The sequence below is a fragment of the Coprococcus sp. AM100_B19A genome (assembly GCF_027662015.1).
In the GTDB taxonomy this organism is placed as follows: domain Bacteria; phylum Bacillota; class Clostridia; order Lachnospirales; family Lachnospiraceae; genus Allocoprococcus; species Allocoprococcus comes.
Map to the genome: position 1 here is coordinate 33,811 of NZ_JAQDKN010000001.1, position 20,817 is coordinate 54,627.

At 38.9% G+C, this 20,817-nt stretch carries 15 protein-coding genes and 1 pseudogene; 7 read left to right on the top strand and 9 right to left on the bottom strand.

The window, feature by feature from the left end:
• The first annotated feature begins 136 nt into the window (after nucleotides 1-136).
• The 4 genes and pseudogenes from PGQ33_RS00170 (at nucleotide 137) to PGQ33_RS00185 (ending at nucleotide 4,548) form a co-directional block, all read left to right on the top strand.
• Nucleotides 137-556, top strand: coding sequence for a LysM peptidoglycan-binding domain-containing protein (locus PGQ33_RS00170; RefSeq protein ID WP_211133927.1), 420 nt, complete (start codon nucleotides 137-139; stop codon nucleotides 554-556).
• A gap of 343 nt (nucleotides 557-899) precedes the next feature.
• Complete coding sequence (locus tag PGQ33_RS00175) at nucleotides 900-2,270, top strand: sodium-dependent transporter (RefSeq protein ID WP_117823654.1); 1,371 nt, start codon at nucleotides 900-902, stop codon at nucleotides 2,268-2,270.
• A 27-nt stretch (nucleotides 2,271-2,297) separates the two neighbouring features.
• Nucleotides 2,298-3,296: pseudogene (locus PGQ33_RS16910) on the top strand (Gfo/Idh/MocA family protein); the annotation flags it as partial.
• Between the two features lie 175 nt (nucleotides 3,297-3,471).
• The gene (locus tag PGQ33_RS00185) at nucleotides 3,472-4,548 is read left to right on the top strand and encodes a tyrosine-type recombinase/integrase (RefSeq protein ID WP_118198270.1); all 1,077 of its coding nucleotides are present in this window, start codon (nucleotides 3,472-3,474) and stop codon (nucleotides 4,546-4,548) included.
• Nucleotides 4,549-4,669: 121 nt separating this feature from the next.
• Here PGQ33_RS00185 and PGQ33_RS00190 read toward each other — a convergent pair whose 3' ends face one another.
• Together PGQ33_RS00190 and PGQ33_RS00195 are read right to left on the bottom strand one after the other, a co-directional pair.
• Nucleotides 4,670-5,371, bottom strand: a complete 702-nt coding sequence (locus PGQ33_RS00190; protein WP_195251646.1) for a DNA alkylation repair protein — start codon at nucleotides 5,369-5,371, stop codon at nucleotides 4,670-4,672.
• Between the two features lie 80 nt (nucleotides 5,372-5,451).
• Nucleotides 5,452-6,846: an MATE family efflux transporter gene (locus tag PGQ33_RS00195; RefSeq protein ID WP_270205006.1), complete on the bottom strand. Its 1,395-nt coding sequence runs from the start codon at nucleotides 6,844-6,846 to the stop codon at nucleotides 5,452-5,454.
• 152 nt (nucleotides 6,847-6,998) lie between these two features.
• On the opposite strand from PGQ33_RS00195, the gene PGQ33_RS00200 reads away from it, so the two are divergent.
• On the top strand, nucleotides 6,999-7,853 hold the full coding sequence (locus tag PGQ33_RS00200) for a LysR family transcriptional regulator (protein ID WP_022221020.1): 855 nt from the start codon (nucleotides 6,999-7,001) through the stop codon (nucleotides 7,851-7,853).
• Nucleotides 7,854-7,941: 88 nt separating this feature from the next.
• Here the strand turns inward: PGQ33_RS00200 and PGQ33_RS00205 are convergent, their stop codons facing one another.
• Together PGQ33_RS00205 and PGQ33_RS00210 are read right to left on the bottom strand one after the other, a co-directional pair.
• Nucleotides 7,942-9,474, bottom strand: a complete 1,533-nt coding sequence (locus PGQ33_RS00205) for a hypothetical protein (protein WP_270205007.1) — start codon at nucleotides 9,472-9,474, stop codon at nucleotides 7,942-7,944.
• A 114-nt stretch (nucleotides 9,475-9,588) separates the two neighbouring features.
• Complete coding sequence (locus PGQ33_RS00210) at nucleotides 9,589-10,482, bottom strand: NifB/NifX family molybdenum-iron cluster-binding protein (protein ID WP_195251503.1); 894 nt, start codon at nucleotides 10,480-10,482, stop codon at nucleotides 9,589-9,591.
• A 125-nt stretch (nucleotides 10,483-10,607) separates the two neighbouring features.
• Here PGQ33_RS00210 and PGQ33_RS00215 point away from each other — a divergent pair, with 125 nt between their 5' ends.
• A complete protein-coding gene (locus tag PGQ33_RS00215) occupies nucleotides 10,608-12,494 on the top strand; it encodes an ATP-binding response regulator (RefSeq protein ID WP_270205008.1) in 1,887 nt (628 codons plus the stop codon).
• 64 nt (nucleotides 12,495-12,558) lie between these two features.
• Here the strand turns inward: PGQ33_RS00215 and PGQ33_RS00220 are convergent, their stop codons facing one another.
• The 4 genes from PGQ33_RS00220 to PGQ33_RS00235 form a co-directional block, all read right to left on the bottom strand.
• Nucleotides 12,559-13,221, bottom strand: a complete 663-nt coding sequence (locus tag PGQ33_RS00220; protein WP_270205009.1) for a vWA domain-containing protein — start codon at nucleotides 13,219-13,221, stop codon at nucleotides 12,559-12,561.
• Between the two features lie 169 nt (nucleotides 13,222-13,390).
• Nucleotides 13,391-14,401 carry an O-acetyl-ADP-ribose deacetylase gene (locus PGQ33_RS00225; protein ID WP_270205010.1) on the bottom strand — a complete coding sequence of 337 codons (1,011 nt, stop codon included), beginning with the start codon at nucleotides 14,399-14,401 and terminating at the stop codon, nucleotides 13,391-13,393.
• A gap of 71 nt (nucleotides 14,402-14,472) precedes the next feature.
• Nucleotides 14,473-15,939, bottom strand: a complete 1,467-nt coding sequence (locus PGQ33_RS00230) for an RNA-binding domain-containing protein (RefSeq protein ID WP_270205011.1) — start codon at nucleotides 15,937-15,939, stop codon at nucleotides 14,473-14,475.
• Between the two features lie 118 nt (nucleotides 15,940-16,057).
• Nucleotides 16,058-17,029, bottom strand: coding sequence for a helix-turn-helix transcriptional regulator (locus tag PGQ33_RS00235; protein ID WP_270205012.1), 972 nt, complete (start codon nucleotides 17,027-17,029; stop codon nucleotides 16,058-16,060).
• Between the two features lie 155 nt (nucleotides 17,030-17,184).
• Here PGQ33_RS00235 and PGQ33_RS00240 point away from each other — a divergent pair, with 155 nt between their 5' ends.
• Nucleotides 17,185-18,510, top strand: a complete 1,326-nt coding sequence (locus PGQ33_RS00240) for a hypothetical protein (protein WP_270205013.1) — start codon at nucleotides 17,185-17,187, stop codon at nucleotides 18,508-18,510.
• Nucleotides 18,511-18,879: 369 nt separating this feature from the next.
• Here PGQ33_RS00240 and PGQ33_RS00245 read toward each other — a convergent pair whose 3' ends face one another.
• Complete coding sequence (locus tag PGQ33_RS00245) at nucleotides 18,880-20,802, bottom strand: hybrid sensor histidine kinase/response regulator (RefSeq protein ID WP_270205014.1); 1,923 nt, start codon at nucleotides 20,800-20,802, stop codon at nucleotides 18,880-18,882.
• Between the last annotated feature and the right edge of the window lie 15 nt (nucleotides 20,803-20,817).

Consider the following 20,817-nt stretch of genomic DNA (forward strand, 5'->3'; position numbering starts at 1 on the left):
AGAAAATACGTTCGATTTGCATATTGACAAACGTATGTTCTTGTTGTATATTGGTAACAGAACAGTTGTTCGAGAACATGCTTTCTGGTATATAGGAGAACTGAAAAGATTACAGAAGAAAAGGGAGGAATTTATCATGAGATCAGAGAAAAGAAAAGATATGTATGCAGATCGATATCATGCAGGAGCAAAAGGACAGAAGCACTGTCATTATGCAAAGCACCGTAAGACGAATTCTATCAGACGGTTTGTGACAGGGATTGCGGCTCTGGTGATGGTTATGTCACTGAGTTTTGGATTTGGAAGCTTTTTCTCCAGTGCGCACGATAGCAAAGTTGAAGAACCTTCCGGAGAGAGATATTATAAAAGTGTCCAGCTTGAAAAAGGGGATTCACTCTGGAGCATTGCACAAAGATACAGACGAACAGAAGATTCTATATATGAATATATGGATGAGCTGGCAGAAGCAAATCATTTAAGTTTAAAAGACAGGAATAATCTCCAGGAAGGAGACTATCTGGTTGTTTCGTATTATGGAGATGATTCTATTTATTAAAGACCATCTGTGCTGTCAGGTAGCAGCGAATAATCTGCCTGACAGCACATTATATACACTCTATTTTTTATAAAAGTCTAAAAGACTAAGACATTCTTAAGGTCTCTAACCAAGATCCCATCGCTCACCCCGTCTTAGTCTTTCCGGACTTTTTAATTTTATACTAAGAAATTATTACTGGAACAGGTTTTAAAAGAATACACGGAATGTATGGATGAATTATAAGACAAAACTTATTTTATATTTTTAAGGTTATACTTGATTTTACTAGTGACTTTAAAGGATTATCATGATAAAATCAAACAGGTGTATTTAATTTTAGAATAAAAGAGGAGATTTTGTTATGGATAATCATAAAAAAAGGAGTACATTTTCTGGCAAATTAGGATATGTACTGTCAGCAGCAGGAGCTTCTGTAGGTCTTGGAAATATCTGGAGGTTTCCTTATCTTGCGGCAAAATATGGCGGAGGAATTTTTCTGCTTATTTATATTCTGTTAGCCCTTACTTTCGGTTATACAATGATAATTGCTGAATCAGCAATTGGCCGTATGACAAGAAAAAGTCCGGTAGGTGCGTTCAAATCTTTTGGAAAGTCAAAATGGATTTCTTTTGGTGGATGGATTAATGCGATTATTCCGGTTCTGATTGTACCATATTATTCTGTAATTGGAGGATGGGTTATCAAGTACCTTTTGGAATATGTAAAAGGGAACAGCAGTAGTCTGGCTCAAGATGGATATTTTTCAGAGTTTATTTCAAATGGATTTTCTACAGAAATCTGTTTTATCATATTCTGTCTGATTACATTGATTATTATTTATGCAGGTGTTCGGAATGGAATTGAGCGTGTTTCAAAGTTTATGATGCCGATTTTGATTGTGCTTTCGCTGATCATTACCATTTACTCAGTAACACGACCAGGTGCAATGGAAGGCGTGAAGTATTTTCTGGTGCCAAATCTAAAGAATTTCTCATGGATGTCTGTGGTAGCTGCTATGGGACAGATGTTTTATTCCCTATCGATCGCTATGGGAATTTTGATTACATTTGGTTCTTATATGAAAAAAGATATTTCGATTGAAGATTCTACAAGAAATGTAGAAGTATTTGATACAGCGATTGCAATTATGGCAGGACTTATGATCATCCCAGCCGTATTTGCGTTTTCAGGTGGAAATCCGGATACGTTACAGGCAGGGCCGGCACTGATGTTTATTACAATACCAAAGGTGTTTGAGAATATGGGATTGGGAACAGCAATTGGAATTTTGTTCTTTCTGCTTGTTCTTTTTGCTGCGCTGACAAGCTCAATCGCATTGACAGAGAGTGCAGTATCTACATTTGAAGATGAAATCGGCTGGAGTCGTAAAAAGTCTACTGTGCTTGTTGGTGTGATCATGATAGTATTAGGAAGTTTATCTTCACTTGGATATGGACCACTTGCATTTGTGAAAATTATTGGTATGCAGTTCCTGGATTTCTTTGATTTCCTGACTAATTCGGTAATGATGCCGATCGCGGCACTGATGACAAGTCTTTTGGTAGCTAGAGTTGTTGGGGTAAAGAAGATAGAAGAAGAGATTATTCATGGAGAAAGTACATTCCGCAGAAAGAAGATTTTTGCTGTTATGATTAAATATCTGTGTCCAATCTTTGTTCTGATTATTTTGATCAGTTCTGTGGCGAATGCATTTGGATGGATTTCCATGTAGAATAATATGTGAAAAAAGGAGTGTAAAGAAATGGAACAGATGAAAGTTGGAATTATCGGTGCTGGGCGAATTGCAGCAAATATGGCGAAAACACTGGACGGTATGGACGATGCGGCTGCATATGCCATTGCTGCAAGAAATCTTGACAGAGCGCAGAAATTTGCCAAAGAATGGGGATTTGAAAAGGCATATGGCTCATACGAAGAACTGGTAAGTGATCCGGAAGTAGAGTTGATTTATATCGCGACACCACATCCGTTTCATATAGAACATGCCAAACTTTGTATCAATCATGGAAAACCGGTACTTTGTGAAAAACCATTTACTGTAAATGCTGTTGGAGCAAAAGAAGTATTTGCTCTCGCAAAGGAAAAAGAAGTCTTTATTACGGAGGCAATTTGGACAAGATACCTTCCATCCCGTAAAATAATCGATGATATTATTGCAAGTGGTGAAATCGGAGAAATAAAGGGGATTTCAGCAAATCTCGGATATGATATGCATACAAAAGAACGTCTGATCGATCCGAAGCTTGCCGGTGGAGCGCTATTAGATGTAGGTATTTACCCACTGAATTTTGCAAGCATGGTTTTAGGCGATGATGTTGAAGAAACGCTTTCTTCCTGCGTAAAATTTGACAGTGGAGTGGATGCACAGAATTCCATTATTTTGAAATACAAAAATGGATCGATGGCTTCTATACAAAGCAGTGCACTTACCGGTACAGAACAATATGGTATGATATATGGGACCAAGGGGTATCTGATTGCGGAAAATATTAATGATATTACGGCGGTAAAAGTATATACACCGGATCGGGAATTTGTAAGGGAAATTACAATGCCAGAACAGATCACTGGGTTTGAATATGAAGTACGCGCTTCTATGAAGGCTATCCGTGAAGGAAAACTTGAATGTACGGAAATGCCGCATGAAGAAAGTATTCGCATCATGGAACAGATGGATGGACTTAGAAAAGACTGGGGGATTGAATATCCATTTGAAAAAGGAAACAGACCGTGCTAGTAATTATAATCAGCTGTCCCTGGCAAAAAGTTGTCTTGGGACAGCAGTATTTTGAATAACAAATCTATACGACAAATACCGATTTTTCCAAAAGATATAGACAAATCTTCCGAAACCATGCTATAATCATACCTATATCGGGGAAATTTATGGAATTTAGGAGGTTCTTAGGATCATGCCATCTGATACAAAAACATACCAGGAAGAAACTTATATTGATAATACTATTCGTCTTCGTGGTGTTTTAAACACCATGCCTGACTTTGCACGTGATTATTTTCGTGCCATTGAACCAACCACATCACCAAAGACACGAATATCGTATGCATATGACATCCGTTTGTTCTTTCAGTTTTTAATTGAAGAAAATCCTGTTTATAAACATCACTCAATTAAGGACTTTCAGGTACAGGATCTGGAAGCTATTCAGCCGGTTGATATTGAGGAATATCTGGAATATCTGAAGGTCTATGATACTACAGATGTTCATACCAAAGAAACCAAACAGGTCACAAACTCTGAACGAGGCTTATTTCGCAAAATGTCTGCATTACGTAGCTTTTATAATTATTTCTTTAAAAGACAGATAATTCAGAAAAATCCGACCTTATTTGTAGATATGCCGAAGTTACATGACAAGGCGATCATACGTTTGGATACCGATGAGGTTGCAAAGCTTTTGGATTATGTGGAATCCTGTGGTTCCAAATTAACCGGTCAGGCACTCTCCTATTATAATAAGACGAAAGAACGTGATATTGCGATCATTACTCTTCTACTTGGAACAGGTATTCGAGTATCGGAGTTAGTTGGACTGGACCTGTCAGATGTGGATTTCAACAATAATGGGGTCATGGTGACACGAAAAGGTGGAAGCCAGATGGTTGTTTATTTTGGTGAAGAGGTGGAAAAAGCACTTCGCAATTATCTGGAGACATACCGTAAAGCGGTAACGCCCATTGCTGGCTATGAAAATGCTCTATTTTTATCAACCCAAAGACGCCGGATCGGTGTGCAGGCGGTTGAAAATATGGTTAAAAAGTATGCCAGTCAGATTACAAATAAAAGAATCACGCCACATAAGCTCAGAAGTACCTATGGTACTGCCCTTTATAAGGAAACGGGGGATATTTATCTGGTAGCGGATGTTCTGGGACACAAAGATGTCAATACAACGAAAAAGCACTACGCTGCAATCGATGAAGACAGACGACGTAGTGCTGCAAATGTGGTAAAATTGCGGGAACCATAAATTGTCAAAGTACGGTTAAATAATATCCTAATATGGATAAATTTTTACAAATGATAAATTGGTGAATAATAAAATGCCATCATCATTTCATCGATGTGACTGATATGATGATGGCATTTTATTATTTTTTTACTCTTAATGTCCTTAAATAGATCTTCTGTTCCGGCGTGATCCGGTAGCTTTCAATTGCTTTCTGAATCGTCTTATTATGTGTCCAGGTGTCCAGCCTTTTCTCTTCCAGATAAGGAATGATCTGGTCATACTGCTTTGCAAGAGCGGTAGCAAAATACCAGGCACGCATCATGTTTACATAATATTCGTCTGATTTAACTTCGGCTACCTTTTTGGGATATTCCGGTTTAAACTGTTCATCCAGATAATACCGCATCAGCATTCCAATTCCAAAACGGACGATATAAGGGTGATCCGATGCTATCCAGCGGCAGACTTCCTGGATAAATAAGTCCAGATGATTTTTTACTGTCCGGAGCGCGATCATATCACAGGTTGCCCAGTTATCTATATACGGGAGAAAACGGTCCAGTGCGGCAATACAGGATGGGTACGCTTTAATCTGTTCAATCAGTAGTCCATGAAGGTTGTTTTCTTCATAATATTTATGTGGAAGCACTTCAAGAAATGCAGAAACATTGTCTGTTTTACCGAACTTTTTTGCGTATGCGCGCAAAGAAGGAGTCCGCACACCGATGACGGTTTCCTTATTGACTGTCGGCATCAGTTTTGCCTGAAAATCCCGATAAGCAAGATCCTGTATTGCAAAGAGATCTGCTTGTACATTTTCTATTACTTCTCTACTGCTCATTTGTCATTTCCTCCTGAAATATTGTAGATTTATAATTCGGTATAACGAAATTTGCTACAGCTTGACAGCGGTTTAAGCATTTATAAGATCGTGCCTGTCTCATAGAGCGCATTCTTCCGCTCCATACGCTTTAATTCCGGCAATACGGTAAGTAACATGGTGATGAAGCATAATCCTCCACCAATGACGTTAGAAACCGGCTCAGCGAGAAATACGCCGTCTGTTCCCATATGCAGGGCATACGGCATCAGATATGTCAGAGGCACGACGATAAATACCTTCCGAAGTAGTGAGAAAAAGATTGCATGCTTCTTCTTATTCAGGGATTTAAAGACCGTCTGGCCAATGTATTGCATATCCATGCAGATAAACGCTGCAAAATACTGCTTCAGGGCAGGAACTGCATCTTTCATCAACGTAGCATCCGAACTGAAAATTCCGATCAGGGTTTTTGGCGCGATGATGATAATACTCCACATCACAGCTGTGTATCCGAGAATCATAAGTGCCATCATGGCACCGGCTTTTCTTACACGGCATGGGCGTCTTGCACCATAATTGTAACTCAGGATTGGCGAAGTCCCTTCGTTGATTGCATAAATCGGAGTTTCTACAAGCTGTCTGACACTGGATACGATGGTCATAACAGAAATGTAGATATCTCCGCCTGTGACGGAAAGTACATTGTTGCAGACAATCGTTACCAGACTGTTTGTTAACTGCATGATAAATCCGGCAGTTCCCAGGCTTACAATGTTTTTTGCATAAGCTGTACAGCTGGCAAGTTCCTCTTTTTTGAGGAGTCTCACTTTCAGTTCTGCTTTCTTTGTAAGAAAGAAAAAGACAAATGCAGCAGAAAGTGTCTGAGAAATGACCGTTGCAATTGCGGCACCGCGCACGCCAAGCCCGAACACAAAAATAAACAACGGGTCAAGCAGCAGGTTCGTTACTGCCCCTATGGTAACTGAAAGCATGCCGATGGTTGAATATCCCTGTGCATTGATAAACGGGTTCATACCGGTTGCAATCATAGAAGGCAGAGTTCCGATCAGGTAAAGCAGCAGGTACGGATATGCATAGATCAGAGCGTCTTTTGAGGCACCAAACAGTACCAGGATCGGGCGGGCAAATAAAAAGCCAATTACCATGAGTACAATGGCACAGATACAGACCATGGAAAAAGAAATATTCATAATTTTTTTCGCTTCCTGTGGCTCATTTTTGCCGCGCTCAATCGAAAATAATGGTGCACCGCCGCTTCCGAATAGATTGCTGAATGCGGTAATGATGACAATTACCGGGAAGCAAAGACCGACTGCACCAAGTGCTGCAGTTCCGATGTGCGGGATACGTGCAATATAAATCCGGTCTACAATGTTATAAAGTAAACTTAAAATCTGGGCAACCAGCATCGGGAGCGATGCTCCAAGGATATTACTGGTTATCGTTCCATTTTCAAAATCGACTCGTTTCATTTGTAAATTCATTCCTTTTTATTTTTCTTGCTTTTTAATTCTAACATGATGTAATATATATGTAAATTATTGTTTTTATATGATAATTCAATAAAAATCATATGGATAATATATTTTCATTTTTAAATAATCAGGAGATGAATTACATTTTTATGGAAATCAGACAGTTGGAATATTTTCGTGCGATCGTAGATGCCGGAACGATCAGCGGTGCAGCAAGAGTTCTTCACATGACCCAGCCACCGCTGAGCTATCAGATGAAGATGTTGGAGGAAGAATTACAGGTATCACTCTTTTTGCGAGGTACAAAGAAAATTACGCTTACAGATGCCGGAAAGACGCTTTATGAGCAGGCCGGTAATCTTCTGATGCTTGCAGATCTGACCAAACAGGAGGTTGTCAAATCCGGTCAGGCAGCTACCCTGCACATAGGGATCACACCATCCACTGTATCGATGATGTCCGAATATCTGCTTTACTTTGCAAAAAAGTATCCTCAAATTCATTTTGATGTACATGAAGGATCTACATTTACACTGAAAGATCAGCTGGAAAATGGAATGATCGATTTGACTACACTCCGCACACCAATTGTGTTAAATGGCTGTGAAACCAAGTCTCTTTCCCGGGAGAAGCTGCTTGTGATGGCAGTTCCTGATCACCCTCTGTTGCAGGGACATACATCCATCAGTCTGCGGGAACTTTCCGAACAACCCTTAATCCTCTCCCACCGCTACCGCAAATATATGCTTGCCGCATTTGAGGGCGCCGGACTGGTCTGTGATATTTATTTTGCCTGTGAGGATGCCCGCACTGCAATGACGATGGCAGAAAAGGGACTGGGAATTGCGATTCTTCCGGAGTCTATGCTGAAGCTCACTAATAAATTAAAAGCATATGATATTACTGGAGCTGATCTTACAACTGAAATTCTTCTTGCATGGAGGAAAGGCAGGATGCCGGCGGAATTACAGGATTTTCTGACATTATTTGAGGAGAAAATATAAAGTAAAAGAGCAGAGATACCTTCGAATAACTCTGCTCTTTACTTTATTTTATCATTTGGTAAGTATTTTTTTAATAGGATAAATAGAATTACCAGCTTGATTTCTGCTCATCTATAACTTCCAAAGTCTCCGGATTTACCAGATAGAAATCAACCAATTCTGTCTCATATCCACCATCCGGATATACCTTTTCCAGAACCAATTCTTCGAAAGTATTATTATTTTCATCTGTCTTAGAACCGTTATCATACAGACAGTAATTGACATTTACTGTTGTGCCATCCTTCTCTTCTGTTGTCTCAGAGAGGATCGCGTAATTTTCGCCCTTTGCATTTGCCGTGTAAGTGAAATTCATATCCGGAAGGGGATTCTGTTGCTGGATATATTGATACACAGCACGCATTTCGTCCTGAAGCGGTGAAGCCTTCTGGGATTCCTGTGCCGGAGAATTTTCGGTAGAATCAGTGGTACTACTATCTTGTGTTTCAGAATCATTCGGGTCGGAATCTGGTACAGAGGATTCTGTTAAAGTATCTGTATTCGGTAAAAACAAACCCGTTTTTTGCATATAAATCAGGTTATCAGTTCGGTATTGTGTAGCGATGCCATAATCAGGCTGTACGGAAAGATAAATATAATGCTGATCTTGACCGGTTACGGTTTCCGTTCCTTCTACGCCAAAGCTCACAATTAAAAAGCTGTAACCAATCAGAGAAAGTAAGAAAAGAGTCAGTGCGGCATAAGAAACGGCAATTATTCGTCTGGCTGCTTTCCTATTAAGAAGGCTTTTTTGCTTTTTATACAGACAGATCATGCCCCAGATCAGCAGGCAGGACAAGGTGACGGAAACGCAGATGACGGATATTTCAGCAAAATAATAGCGGATTGCATATCCTGCGCTTCTATTGATACCATACCATGCACCGTAGAAAAAGGTACTGTATGCCAGAACGATTGTAATCAGACAAGTACGCAGGATATGCTCTTTTCTTGTCGGAGTGAATTTTTTTAATGCAGAAATAAGTCTGTCCATTTCTTCTGCTTCAATCCAGGTGGTAAGTTCTGCTTCAGATGGATATTCACCGTTTGTGTCAGGAATTCCTGTATAACGGGTTAAAAACTGATTTTTTGTATCAGTATCTCCCGCTTCTGCTGCCAGTAAGATCTGCATATAATACAACTGTTTTAACTGGACCGGTGTGCATTTTCCAACAGAAATCTGTGTAATTGTCTGTGTAGCATGATCGTATTTCCCAAGCTGGATTTCAAGGCTTGCAATCAGGAGCAGCATGCGGTTATTCGTAGCAAGATCGCGGACAGATTGTATATGATACACATAAAGCGCATACTCATAATGTTCGTCCAGTGGCATTCTACTCGATATCTTTCTGCTCCATCCGGCTTCTACAAACTGGAGCCCAAAAGCAAGTTCGATAACGGCAAGAATCTGGCAAAGGAAAGCCGTAAATCCCCAGACATTGGTAGTGAGTTTCTGATAGGTCAGAAAAAAGATTGCAGCGGCAGCCAGGATGACGAACAACCATCTCAGCATGAACACGCGGCGGGCTTTCTTTTTTACGGTTGGATTCCATGGATATGTTTTTAATTCTGAATCTAGCACGGGCAAATCTCCCTTCCGTTGTCTAATTATCGATTTCCAAAAATATAATCTTAGTATTTAAGCGCCTCCTTTATGACGAAATAAAAGGGGCGCTTAAATCACTTTTCATATTTACTATTTTACTTCTACCAGTTCGATCTGGAAGTTCAGTTCTTTTCCAGCCATCTCATGGTTGGCATCAAATGTGATGTTGGTTTCTGTCTTTTCTGTTACGGTTACCGGGAATGGCTGTCCGTACTGGTTGGTCAGATATGCATGTGCACCGACTTCCAGATCTTCTGATCCAGGAAGCTGTGCGATTTCCAGCGTAAAAATGGCGCGTGGATCCGGCATGCCGTAAGCTTCTTCCGGCATCAGATGGATGTTGATGGTCTGTCCTACTTCCATTGTTGCAACGGCTTTATCGTAACCATGGATCATCTGTCCGGCTCCGCATACAAATTCCAATGGCTCTCCACGGTCATAGGAAGAATCAAACTGGGTACCATCATCAAAGGTACCTCTGTAATGGGTACGGCAGGTCTTTCCGACATTCGGACCTTCAAAATCCGGCACATGTGCGCCACCGCATCCGCTGCATCCACTGCAGTGTCCGCCACAGGAATGTTCTTCTTCAGCAGAAGTTTCTTCTGTTGCTGTTTCTTCATGCTGTCCACAGCAGGAATGACCTTCTTCGTGGTGATGGTCACAATTTGTACCTGCAGATTCCAGTTCTCCTGCAAGATAGGCATTCACTGCCGCATCTACTTCTCCTGCTGCACCGGATATAACTTTGATACCGGCTTCTTTCAGCGCTTCTTGTGCACCTTCTCCGATACCGCCACAGATCAGAACATTTGCACTCTGCTCAGAAAGGAATCCTGCAAGCGCACTGTGTCCGGCGCCACCAGCATGAACAATCTGCATGGAAGTGATCTTTCCGTCTTCTACCTCATACATTTTAAAAGTTTCTGTCTTTCCGAAGTGCTGGAAAATAGATCCGCCTTCGTATGTTACTGCTATTTTCATTTGTAAAATCCTCCTTGAGATACCTTTACTCAATAGTATAACATATGGATTGCGAAACGCATAGAAAAAGTATACAATAATGAAAGAAATAATGAGACAAAACGAAAGAAAAAAGGGACTGGAAAATGAGTAGTATTTATTTGAGCAACGCAATATTTATGATGATAATACTGACGATCATCTTTTTAAGGATCCGTTATTATATTACATGGAGCCCGAGTAAAAAATATACGATGATCTTTATTGGCATGGTAGAGCTTTATGTGTTAATGGATGCATTGTTTATGAAAGAACTCTTAGGTAAGTCAGGAAACCTTTTGCAGTTTAAGCTGGTTGTGTTTTTCTTTTATCTGGTTTATGTAATCATGCCATATGTGTGGCATTTGTTTATGCAGAGTTATATGGGGATTAACCGTTCAAAGAAGCAAAGATTTGCGGAAATGATTCCGTTCATTCTCCTGGTTCTGATGGTGCTTCTCTCAGTTCCGACGGGAATTGTCTGGAGATTTTCACGGAACCGGACCTATATACGCGGTACATTTTTCGGAGTGTTTGCCGTACTCAATCTGTTTTATTACGTTTATACATTTGCACAGACATTCTTCATTTTATTCATGAACAATACAAAGGGTGTCAGATATCTCATAAAATCGGCACTGTTTTCAGCAGTCCCACTGATCGGAATTCTGGTAAATACCTATATCATTCCACTTTATGGGGCGTATCCGTTCCAACCGTACTGCCTGGTAATCGGAGCACTGCTCTCCTACCTGTTCATGGTGGAGCACCAGCAAGATCAGATGGAGTTTGAACACCGGAAAAGACTGTCCAATGCATTGGAACTGGAAAAAGAATCGACACGGAAAGCGAAAGTAGCCGGTGAGGTAAAGAATGCTTTCCTGGCAAATATGTCCCATGATATCCGTACCCCGATGAATGCGATCATTGGATTTTCTGATATCATTGCAGAACATCCGGATGATGAAGAAATTGTAAAAAATGCAATTTCCAAAATTCAGGCATCTGGTGAGATTCTTCTGAAGATCATCAATGATGTGTTGGATCTGTCTAAAATCGAAAGTGGAAAGGCAGAAATTGTGGAGATGGTAACTGACCTGAAGCAAATGGAAGAAAATCTGAAAATGATGCTCGAATACAGCATCCAAAAGGGAATGATTGATTTCAAAGTTGAGGATCAAATAGAAAATCCACTGGTATGGTGTGATGTGACAAAACTGCAGCAGGTTCTGGTAAATGTACTGAATAATGCAGTTAAATTTACCCCAGCGGGAGGAACGATCACATTTAGCTGCGTCCAGAGAATGATCGCACCTGAATTTGCCGAATACAAATTCACGATAAAGGATACCGGAATCGGTATGACTGAAGAATTTCAGAAACATGCGTTTGAGGCATTTGAAAGAGAGCGAACTTCTACCGAAAGCAAGACTGAAGGAACAGGGCTTGGACTTGCGATTGTGAAGAAACTGGTAGATCTGATGCATGGTGATGTGATAATCCAAAGTAATTCCGGTCAGGGAACCAAAATACAGATTTCACTTCCCCTTCGGATTGCAACGGAAAATCAGCTTCATCAATCAGATAAAGCAAAGGAATACAAAATAGGTCTTGACGGAATGCATGTACTTTTGGTGGAAGATAATGAATTAAATGCAGAAATTGCCATGGAAGTTTTGAAAAATAAAGGGATTCTTGTGAACTGGGTTCCGGATGGATGCGCCTGTGTGGAAGAAATTCAAGATAAGGAGGCAGGCACATATCAGTTTATCCTGATGGATGTACAGATGCCACGGATGAATGGGTACGAAGCGACACAGAAAATCCGTCAGCTTGCAGATGTGAAGAAGGCACAGATTCCAATCATTGCCATGACTGCAAATGCATTTGAGGAAGACCGGAAACATGCGCTGGATGCCGGGATGGATGGGTTTATTATGAAACCGTTCCGGGTGGATGAGATGATGAAGGTGATCGGAGAAGTGATGGAATAAATGAATGTGGAAAGAGCAGGGAAAGAACTTTGGAAAGTTCATCCCCTGCTCTTTGTGTGTTTCATCAATCTACGCGGCTATGTTGCCCGCGTTTTTTGTAATCTTTATCAATCCGCTTTTTCCAACTAGAATCAAGCGCTGCATTGCACCGAACAGCAGATATGGCATCATTTAATACTTCATAATTCAATGCAGTTCCTTCGCAGTCACATTGATAATTGGCAGCTTTATCGGCGTCAATTCCAAAATGACTGGCTGTTTCAATCGCATCAATATTTGCGCCAAGAAAGAGAAATTTCCATCCATATTTTTCTTTTTGTCGTTCGATCATCTGCTTTACTTTATCAATGCGATAAATGTGGCTTGCATTTTCCATACCATCTGTCATGATGATAAAAACGGTATGCTCTGGTACATCTTCCGTGCGCGCATATTTGTGGACATTTCCAATGTGATGGATAGCACCGCCGATCGCATCCAGGAGAGCCGTACAGCCGTACACAGAATAATCGTCTTCTGTCATAGAGGGAATCTTCTGCACCTCTACTCTGTCATAAAGGACTTTACTGTTATTGTTAAAAAGCACGGTAGAAATCAGCGCCTGCCCTGCCTCTCTTTTCTGCTTTTCAATCATAGAATTGAAGCCGCCTATGGTATCCATTTCCAGTCCGCTCATGGATCCGCTGCGATCTAAAATAAATACAACTTCTGTCAGATTTTTTCTCATACTAAATTTCCTCCTAAGTAATGGCTTATTTTGTTTGTAACTATAGGATACTGCCATTTTCAGGGGAAATGGTCGCATGAAAAGCGACACTTTTTATGGATCAGAAAATTTCTACAGAATCATATCAGGTGAACAACGCTATGTGCCAAATTGCCAAACTATTTTCTTCTTAGCCTCCAATCAGACTTTGATCAAAGGCAAAGAGTGCTTCATTGATTTCATAAATACTATAATTTGGCTTTAAGATAAAATATTCAACGATTACGTCAAATTTGCTGGAATGAGACAGGGCAAATCCTGCTTTCATCAGCATATCCTGAATTTCCGGAAGCGGAAGCTCAAGTGCCAGCGCAAATGCAAGAACGGTCGGTTTGGATGGTTTGTAGTACTTGTCATTTTTAATCTTGGAAAATAATTTCCGGTCAATATTGGCTTTCTTATAACACTGAGAATCGGTCATTCCACTTTCATCAATCTTCCGAAGCAGCATTTCAGAAAAGCTTTCATCCATTTGCTGCAAGGCATCTTCCAAAGTTGCAGCCTTACTTAATGGTACATTTGATGGCTCTGGTAAAGATATGCTTTCACAGAGATCCATTTCCCGGAACTGCTTCTGGCGCCTCATTGCTTCGGATGTTTTGTTAATGTGTGTTTCTACATAATGATCATCGATATAAGATGCAATATCAGAAAACAGTTTGCTGCTGATCCGATAAGCTGCTTTATCAAAAATGACGATGTATACCGTCATATCATTTTCCATAAGAAATGCGCTGATCGCGTCGATTGCAACCTTCAGCGCCTGAGCTTTCGGATAGCCGTAAATTCCGGAAGAAATCAGTGGAAATGCTATGGTTTCACAATGTTTTTCTTTTGCAAGTGCTAAGGAATTTTCATAGCAGGAAGTAAGCAGCTCCCGCTCATGAAACTGTCCGCCTCTCCAAATAGGACCTACTGCGTGAATGACATAATTGCAAGGCAGATCATAGGCGTTTGTAATCTTTGCATCTCCGGTCTGACAGCCGCCCAAAGTGCGGCATTCCGCTAAAAGCTTGGGCCCTGCTGCACGGTGAATGCAGCCATCCACTCCACCGCCGCCGAGCAAGGAGGAATTTGCGGCATTGACGATGGCGTCTACGGGCATTTTTGTGATATCATTTCTGACGATTTGTAATGGCATGGGTTGGTGTGCTCCTTTAGGTTAGTGTTTGATGATTTTACTTTTATAGTAATGATAAGCAGGTGCCTTTTTTAATTTTTCAAAACATATACAGTGCTTTTATATGCACCTTGACGTTCCAAAATTCCCATATTGACCAGTTCTCCAAGAATTCTTCTTGCTCGACGTTGCTTTACTCCAAGTAATTCTTCTACTTGCCGAGATTTAATCGATCCTGTTTCTTTCGCAAATTGAATAATTGAATTTTGCTGTGCCGACAAACTATTTACCGGCGTTTTATCGGCATTTATCGGCATTTTATCGGCATTATTAATTTCAATTACTTTACTGCTTCCAGCTTCTATTCCATAATCAAACGAATATGCATCATCCAATGGAACAATAATCCGGAATACATCGTCTTCCACAAACAAAGGATCTTTCCCTGAATAATATTTGCTGTATTTGAATAATTTTCTTACTCCAGATCCAAGCTGGTCAGCATAACCGATATTCCTGAAAAACGATGCTATAAGAGGATTTTTTGGATTTGGTTCCAGATTATCTACTGTGATGAAACCTTCCTTTGTTGCACGATTCGCATTTTCCACATACATTCGATCTTTCTCAATCACAAACTTTGCTGTATAACTGCTTGTAAATTCACGGTGCATCAACGTATTACTGATCATTTCTCTGACAATTGTATTCCGGAGACTTTTGTTTACTGTATCTTCAAGGAAGAACTTGTCTGGCAAGTTTTTTCTTCCAAAATCAAGGAGCTGGCTATAACTTTCAATTAGGTTTGTCTTAATAATTTCCCGATCATCGTAACGATCTACATTAACTTTTCGCACAAGTGCATCGGTCACATAAGTCGGTGCAACATTTAAAATTACATCGTCTTTTCCTAACAGCATAATTGCTGCTAAATTGAAACCCTCTTCTCCGGTAACGATATCTCTACCGTATAATCCTGCACTTTTCAAAAGTTCCTGATCATCCATAGTTGTCCAGGGATGCTGACCACCTGCATGATTCTGTGCCATAATACGAATCTTTGGCAGCAGATCTAATCTCAAATCTTCCATTTTTGCATAAGGATAGATTTTCTTTTCTGTAAAAATATTCTGCTTACGAATATACATCTGTGCAATTGCACTGGTAGATGTTATTTTTACATCCGCATCATCCACACGGTCATAGATGACTTTTTTGAAGCTGTGAACCTCTGCACTAGGCGGAATATGAACATGAATGATCGTATGACTTTCATCATATTTTATAATTTCCGGTACCAAATATATCGTTGGTGAGAACAATGTAGGATTACTAATAACCTTAATAAAGTTTTTTACCATATCAGGAGCTGCTTTTTCTGGTATTCCTACTACAGTCCCATCATCTAATATTCCCATGAAAAGGTCTCCGCCAAATCTGTTCAGAAATGAGCAAACTGTCTCATAGGTATCATTTTCAATTCCATTTCCATAGCGTTTAAATTCAACCGCTACAGTTTCACCAATTGTAAGAATGGATTGTACTTCTTTTATTTCCATTTGGTCATCTCATTCTATAATTAATGCTTAAATTTCATCTACTGATCTAAAACATATTGTTGTACTATTATCAAGTATTTTTGAAAACTAATCAAGTATATTTTTATACATATCAGGACTACATACAATATTTTCTATACGCATCCATAATTTCATTTTGGATTTTGTCCCGGAAACTTTTAGGCCCAATAATTTCACATTGATTGATGTGAGTCATTACCCATGAATGTATAACGGATGATATTGTATTAATTTTTACTGTAATATTTTCTTTATCCTTTTTTAATACGGTTGCATTTTTCCCGAAGGTTTCAGCAATTTCCTGCCATAATCCGAAAGCACATTCTATTTCGTAGGATGCTTTTGATTCTCCTTTTTGAAAGATCTTTTTCTCGGCATACTGACCTGGATTTAAACCGCCAAAGATCATATCAATGCCTCTTTCCAGTATCGTGATATCCTTTAAATGATCAATTCGAAAATGTTCTAATTCTTCAGAATATTCCCTCTTTCCAAGGATATAGTAATTCCCTTCAGCCCAAATAGTAACGTATGGACTAATAATAATATTGCTATTTATGACTTCTTCTAATTCCTGATTAACTCCATATTTCAGCAGTTTTGCACTTACTTTACATCCTTGATTGATTGCAACATTTAAAGCATCGATATTATAAAAAAGCTGTTTGCTTAGAATCTTCTTTTCTGATTTTACGAAAACAGTTTTTTGTAGCATTCTGCTTTGAAAAATACTTTGTGATTCAAGAAGTTTTTTTATAATTATTTTGCTGGTGAATTCTTTTATCATATCAGAAGCAGCAACTGCATCACATAAAAGCCTTATTTCTGAAAGCTCGAATTCGCGGTCGATTAGGAAATATCCTTCCCGGTTATCCTGATATCCTGCGATTTCAATTCCCATACTGCGTAATGCTTCTATATTTCGATAGATTGCTCTTCGTTCCATGTCAACATCGTAAATAGATTTTAATTTTTCGCGAATTTTTTCGGCTGATAGAATATGGGATTCGTCGGTATACTTTTTTAGAATCTCATATAAACATAAAATGGTTGCTTTTGGTGCTATCATAATTGTACACTCCGATTGCCTTTTCTATATTATAACTTTTTTCTCTGTTCAAAACAACTAATAGCTGTGCTATTTTTGGTACAGCTATTGGAATATAAAAGGTATTTCAGATTTGTTATACTGACCACATCTTAAAAATAAATTGGAGGTCGCTTATGAAATTACCAGTTATTCAAAATGCATTTGAAAATGTAAAAAAATTCAGCCAGGAAAAACTTGTAGAAAAATATCCAAATGGAGTGCCAGAAACTATCCAGAAACGTTATTTACAAGAGCTTACGTTTTTAGAAAATTCAGACCATATCGATGATTTTGAGATTTTCCGCTGTCTGTCAGAAGCGGCAAAAAAAAGCAATACACTTATAAATATGCGCGGAACTGTTTCAGGTTCAATTTTATGTTATCTTCTCGGAAATCATTCGTTCAATCCTCTTTCAGCACATTATTATTGTACCGAATGTGGATATTATGAAAAAGTAGATACACATTTATTTGGAATTGATCTTCCCTCCAGAAAATGTCCTTGTTGTAATACAAAAATGTGGGCAGACGGATACAACCTGTCTCTGGAAACCGTCTGGGGAATAGATGGCAAAAAATCTATTTCATTTGAATATAACGTAAATTCTGAATTTCTGGCATTCGCACAAAGAACTTTAGAAAAAATATATCCAAATCAGGAAGTCGTGCGATGGGGAATGTTTCAGTTTAATTCAACACAGTTTGATGAGAGAATGATTGGTGTTGATTTGATTGGTTACGCTATTTTGCCTTCTGAAAATACAATTCAGGATTACACAGATTTGATTTCTTATCTGGAAAACGGGGATATTTGTATTACTGGCGGAATTTTGGAACTGCAGGAACATTCGATTAAACCTGTTCGATTATTAACTGTAGAAATTTTGGATGAATTAACTGAGTTACAGAGGCAAACTGGTATTTACGCTAATGAAATTGGGAATAAAGAATTAAGAGAGATTACGTGGAGCAATATATGCAACACAGCAGCTCCGAGTAGAGATTTGCAAATGCTCTTTCAGAAAGTAAAACCGAAAACGTATCGGGATATGGTGGCTTTAGAATCAGGTGTTCACAGCACTTTTTGCTGGCAAAATGGGCAGCAGGGTTATTTTGATATTGATAAATTTATTGAAATAACCTTAACAAATGACTTTAAACTGTATCCATGTTTTACGCAGGAAGATTTTTATGATTATATGATTGAAAATGGAGTTGACCGAGTTAGAGCCTATGAAGCTTTTGAGTGTATTCGAAAAGGATATGCAGTGTCTGTGAAACATAAGGACGAATGGAAGCATTTGGAGATTCCTGAAGGAATAAAGAATGTTGCGAAAAATTATCGGTATGTATTTCCACGGGCGCATTGTATTGGATATGTGCTGGGGTATGCGAAAATGGCATATTATGCGAAAGTTGATGGAAAGATGTTTGGTAGGGTTGTTTTTGGGAAAAAATAATATGCTGGAAATATCCTCTTGTTTTTAAGTGAAAATCAAGGGGATATTTCCGTAAGTGCGAGGAATGAAAGCTACCAAAACAGTAACTTCCATTCCTTTTTCAATTATCTCACACCAAAATCAGCTTCTCTCTCCGGCTTATCTTTTCCCTGTTTTTCTTGAATAATCTTCTTATTGATTACAAGAATTACTGAAAAAGCAAAAGACTTTAAATATCATTCGTCAAAATTTCACTGCTCTGCTTAGTGAACAAAGTTCACAGATTTACCCTTCTCAACGAGATAATGTACAACTATAAAATGTTTTTCTTTAGTCGACTGATATGTAAGAAGAACACTGACTGCAAAATCAGTGTCCTTCTTTCTTCCTTTACATATATTTCATAATAGTAGGCAATAATACATTCATATCTATTGGTTTTGCAACATGATCATTCATGCCACTTGCAAAAGCCGTCTTCTTATCTTCTTCAAAAGCATTTGCTGTCATTGCAACAATTGGAATCTGCGATTTGTTACCGTCTTTCAGTTCTCGAATTCTCCTGGATGCTTCATATCCGTTCATAATCGGCATCTGAATATCCATCAGAATCAGACTGTAGTAATTTTGCTTTGCTTTGTTAAGCATATCAATACATGCAACGCCGTTCTCCGCTCTTTCTATCATGATTCCCTCTTCTGTCAAAAGTTCCGTTGCAATTTCTGCGTTCAAGTCATTATCTTCTACCAGAAGAACCCTTTTTCCTTCCAGTTTTTTGATATTCAACTGACCGTCTGCATGTTTCGGATTCCTTTCTTCCTCATTTGCTATTTCTAATGGAAGCGTGATTGTAAAAGTAGAACCTGCTCCCGGTTTGCTCTGAACTGTGATCTTGCCATTCATTAAATCCACCAGTTTCTTCACGATTCCCATGCCAAGTCCGCTACCTTCTATTCCGCTGTCTGACGAAGATCGTTCCTGTGAAAATGATTCAAAAATATGTTTTTGGAATTCTTCTGACATTCCGATTCCGTTGTCTGCTATGATAAGCTCTAATACACTCCAACCTTCTTTTTCGCCGGGATATTGGTTCAATGTACAGCTTATGTTACCGCCTTCACCCGTGTATTTCACAGCATTACTCAAAATGTTAATCGTAATTTCAGATGATCTTGCATCATCCATATACAGGTATGGATATCGAATGTTCTTATTGACTTTCAGTGTTTGATGTTTTTCTTCTATCGGTTTCCTAAACATATCAATACATAAATCAAAGTTTTTAGAAACATCTGTTATTGTTTCATCTAGCGTTGCGTGGTTGTTTTCGATTCGTGCTAATTCAAGAATGTTATCAATCAAATGCAGCATTTTCTTTCCGCACAATAATATTTTTTCAAAGTAATCCTCTAATATAGTTGGCTCCTTTAAATGTCTCTCTCCCAATTCTGCATATCCAATGATTGCATTCATAGGGGTACGAATATCATGAGACATATTAAACAGAAATGTTGATTTTGCTTTATTAGCTGAATCGGCCAGTCTTGCAGCTTCCTGCAACAGTTTTTGCTGTTTCTGCTCATTTTCTTTTTGCTTCTTATATACAGAATATCCACAGGTACATAATATTAACAAAATACACGCTGTAATGCATCCCAGTACAATACTTAACTTATTCGTCTTCTCAACCATTCCATACGCTTTCTGCATATCCATTTCTATGCAGAAAGCACCTATTACTTCATTAGATTCATCTTCCGCTGTCACAGGATAACAGGCTGTAAAAATAGGTCCCCATGTTGTATCAACAATATCCTGAGAATATACTGTTTTTCCAGAAAGTGCTTTTTCTATATAAGGAACCATCTCCTTTTCAATCGGATCTCCTGGATGTCTGACGTCACCAGCCGATGGATCCAGTCCGTCTACAACGTAAATCAATCTACCGTCTTCATTTCTGGTTGCTGTGTAAATATATCTCGTAGAATTCAGCGTTCTGATTTCATTCATATATGTCGATATATTCTTGAATAGTTCTGTATTCTCATCAGATTTACTTTTTATTTCATTAAAATCTTTTCGTCCCAGTCTGTGATTTACCAGCTTATGAACCGCATCTGCACTGGAAATATCTCGTTCAATTTCTGTTTTCAGAGCAGTTTGGGTATATGCTTGTTGTAAAATAAAAGTATATGCAACAACAAACAAAATCACCATTGCCAGAAGGAATACCAACCGTCCCTCAAAAATTTTCCAATGATTTACCGGATTTTGATCTTTTCTTTTTTGTTTTATATAGTTATTTTTCATCATCGTATTTCACATGTC

Excerpts from the sequence above, each read along its gene's own strand:
- PGQ33_RS00185 (WP_118198270.1), top strand. The coding sequence starts at position 3,472 with ATGCCATCTGATACAAAAACATACCAGGAAGAAACTTATATTGATAAT.
- PGQ33_RS00240 (WP_270205013.1), top strand. The coding sequence starts at position 17,185 with ATGAAATTACCAGTTATTCAAAATGCATTTGAAAATGTAAAAAAATTC.
- PGQ33_RS00195 (WP_270205006.1), bottom strand. The coding sequence starts at position 6,846 with ATGAAACGAGTCGATTTTGAAAATGGAACGATAACCAGTAATATCCTT.
- PGQ33_RS00210 (WP_195251503.1), bottom strand. The coding sequence starts at position 10,482 with ATGAAAATAGCAGTAACATACGAAGGCGGATCTATTTTCCAGCACTTC.
- PGQ33_RS00200 (WP_022221020.1), top strand. The coding sequence starts at position 6,999 with ATGGAAATCAGACAGTTGGAATATTTTCGTGCGATCGTAGATGCCGGA.
- PGQ33_RS00170 (WP_211133927.1), top strand. The coding sequence starts at position 137 with ATGAGATCAGAGAAAAGAAAAGATATGTATGCAGATCGATATCATGCA.
- PGQ33_RS00215 (WP_270205008.1), top strand. The coding sequence starts at position 10,608 with ATGAGTAGTATTTATTTGAGCAACGCAATATTTATGATGATAATACTG.
- PGQ33_RS00245 (WP_270205014.1), bottom strand. The coding sequence starts at position 20,802 with ATGATGAAAAATAACTATATAAAACAAAAAAGAAAAGATCAAAATCCG.
- PGQ33_RS00230 (WP_270205011.1), bottom strand. The coding sequence starts at position 15,939 with ATGGAAATAAAAGAAGTACAATCCATTCTTACAATTGGTGAAACTGTA.
- PGQ33_RS00220 (WP_270205009.1), bottom strand. The coding sequence starts at position 13,221 with ATGAGAAAAAATCTGACAGAAGTTGTATTTATTTTAGATCGCAGCGGA.
- PGQ33_RS00235 (WP_270205012.1), bottom strand. The coding sequence starts at position 17,029 with ATGATAGCACCAAAAGCAACCATTTTATGTTTATATGAGATTCTAAAA.
- PGQ33_RS00175 (WP_117823654.1), top strand. The coding sequence starts at position 900 with ATGGATAATCATAAAAAAAGGAGTACATTTTCTGGCAAATTAGGATAT.
- PGQ33_RS00190 (WP_195251646.1), bottom strand. The coding sequence starts at position 5,371 with ATGAGCAGTAGAGAAGTAATAGAAAATGTACAAGCAGATCTCTTTGCA.
- PGQ33_RS00225 (WP_270205010.1), bottom strand. The coding sequence starts at position 14,401 with ATGCCATTACAAATCGTCAGAAATGATATCACAAAAATGCCCGTAGAC.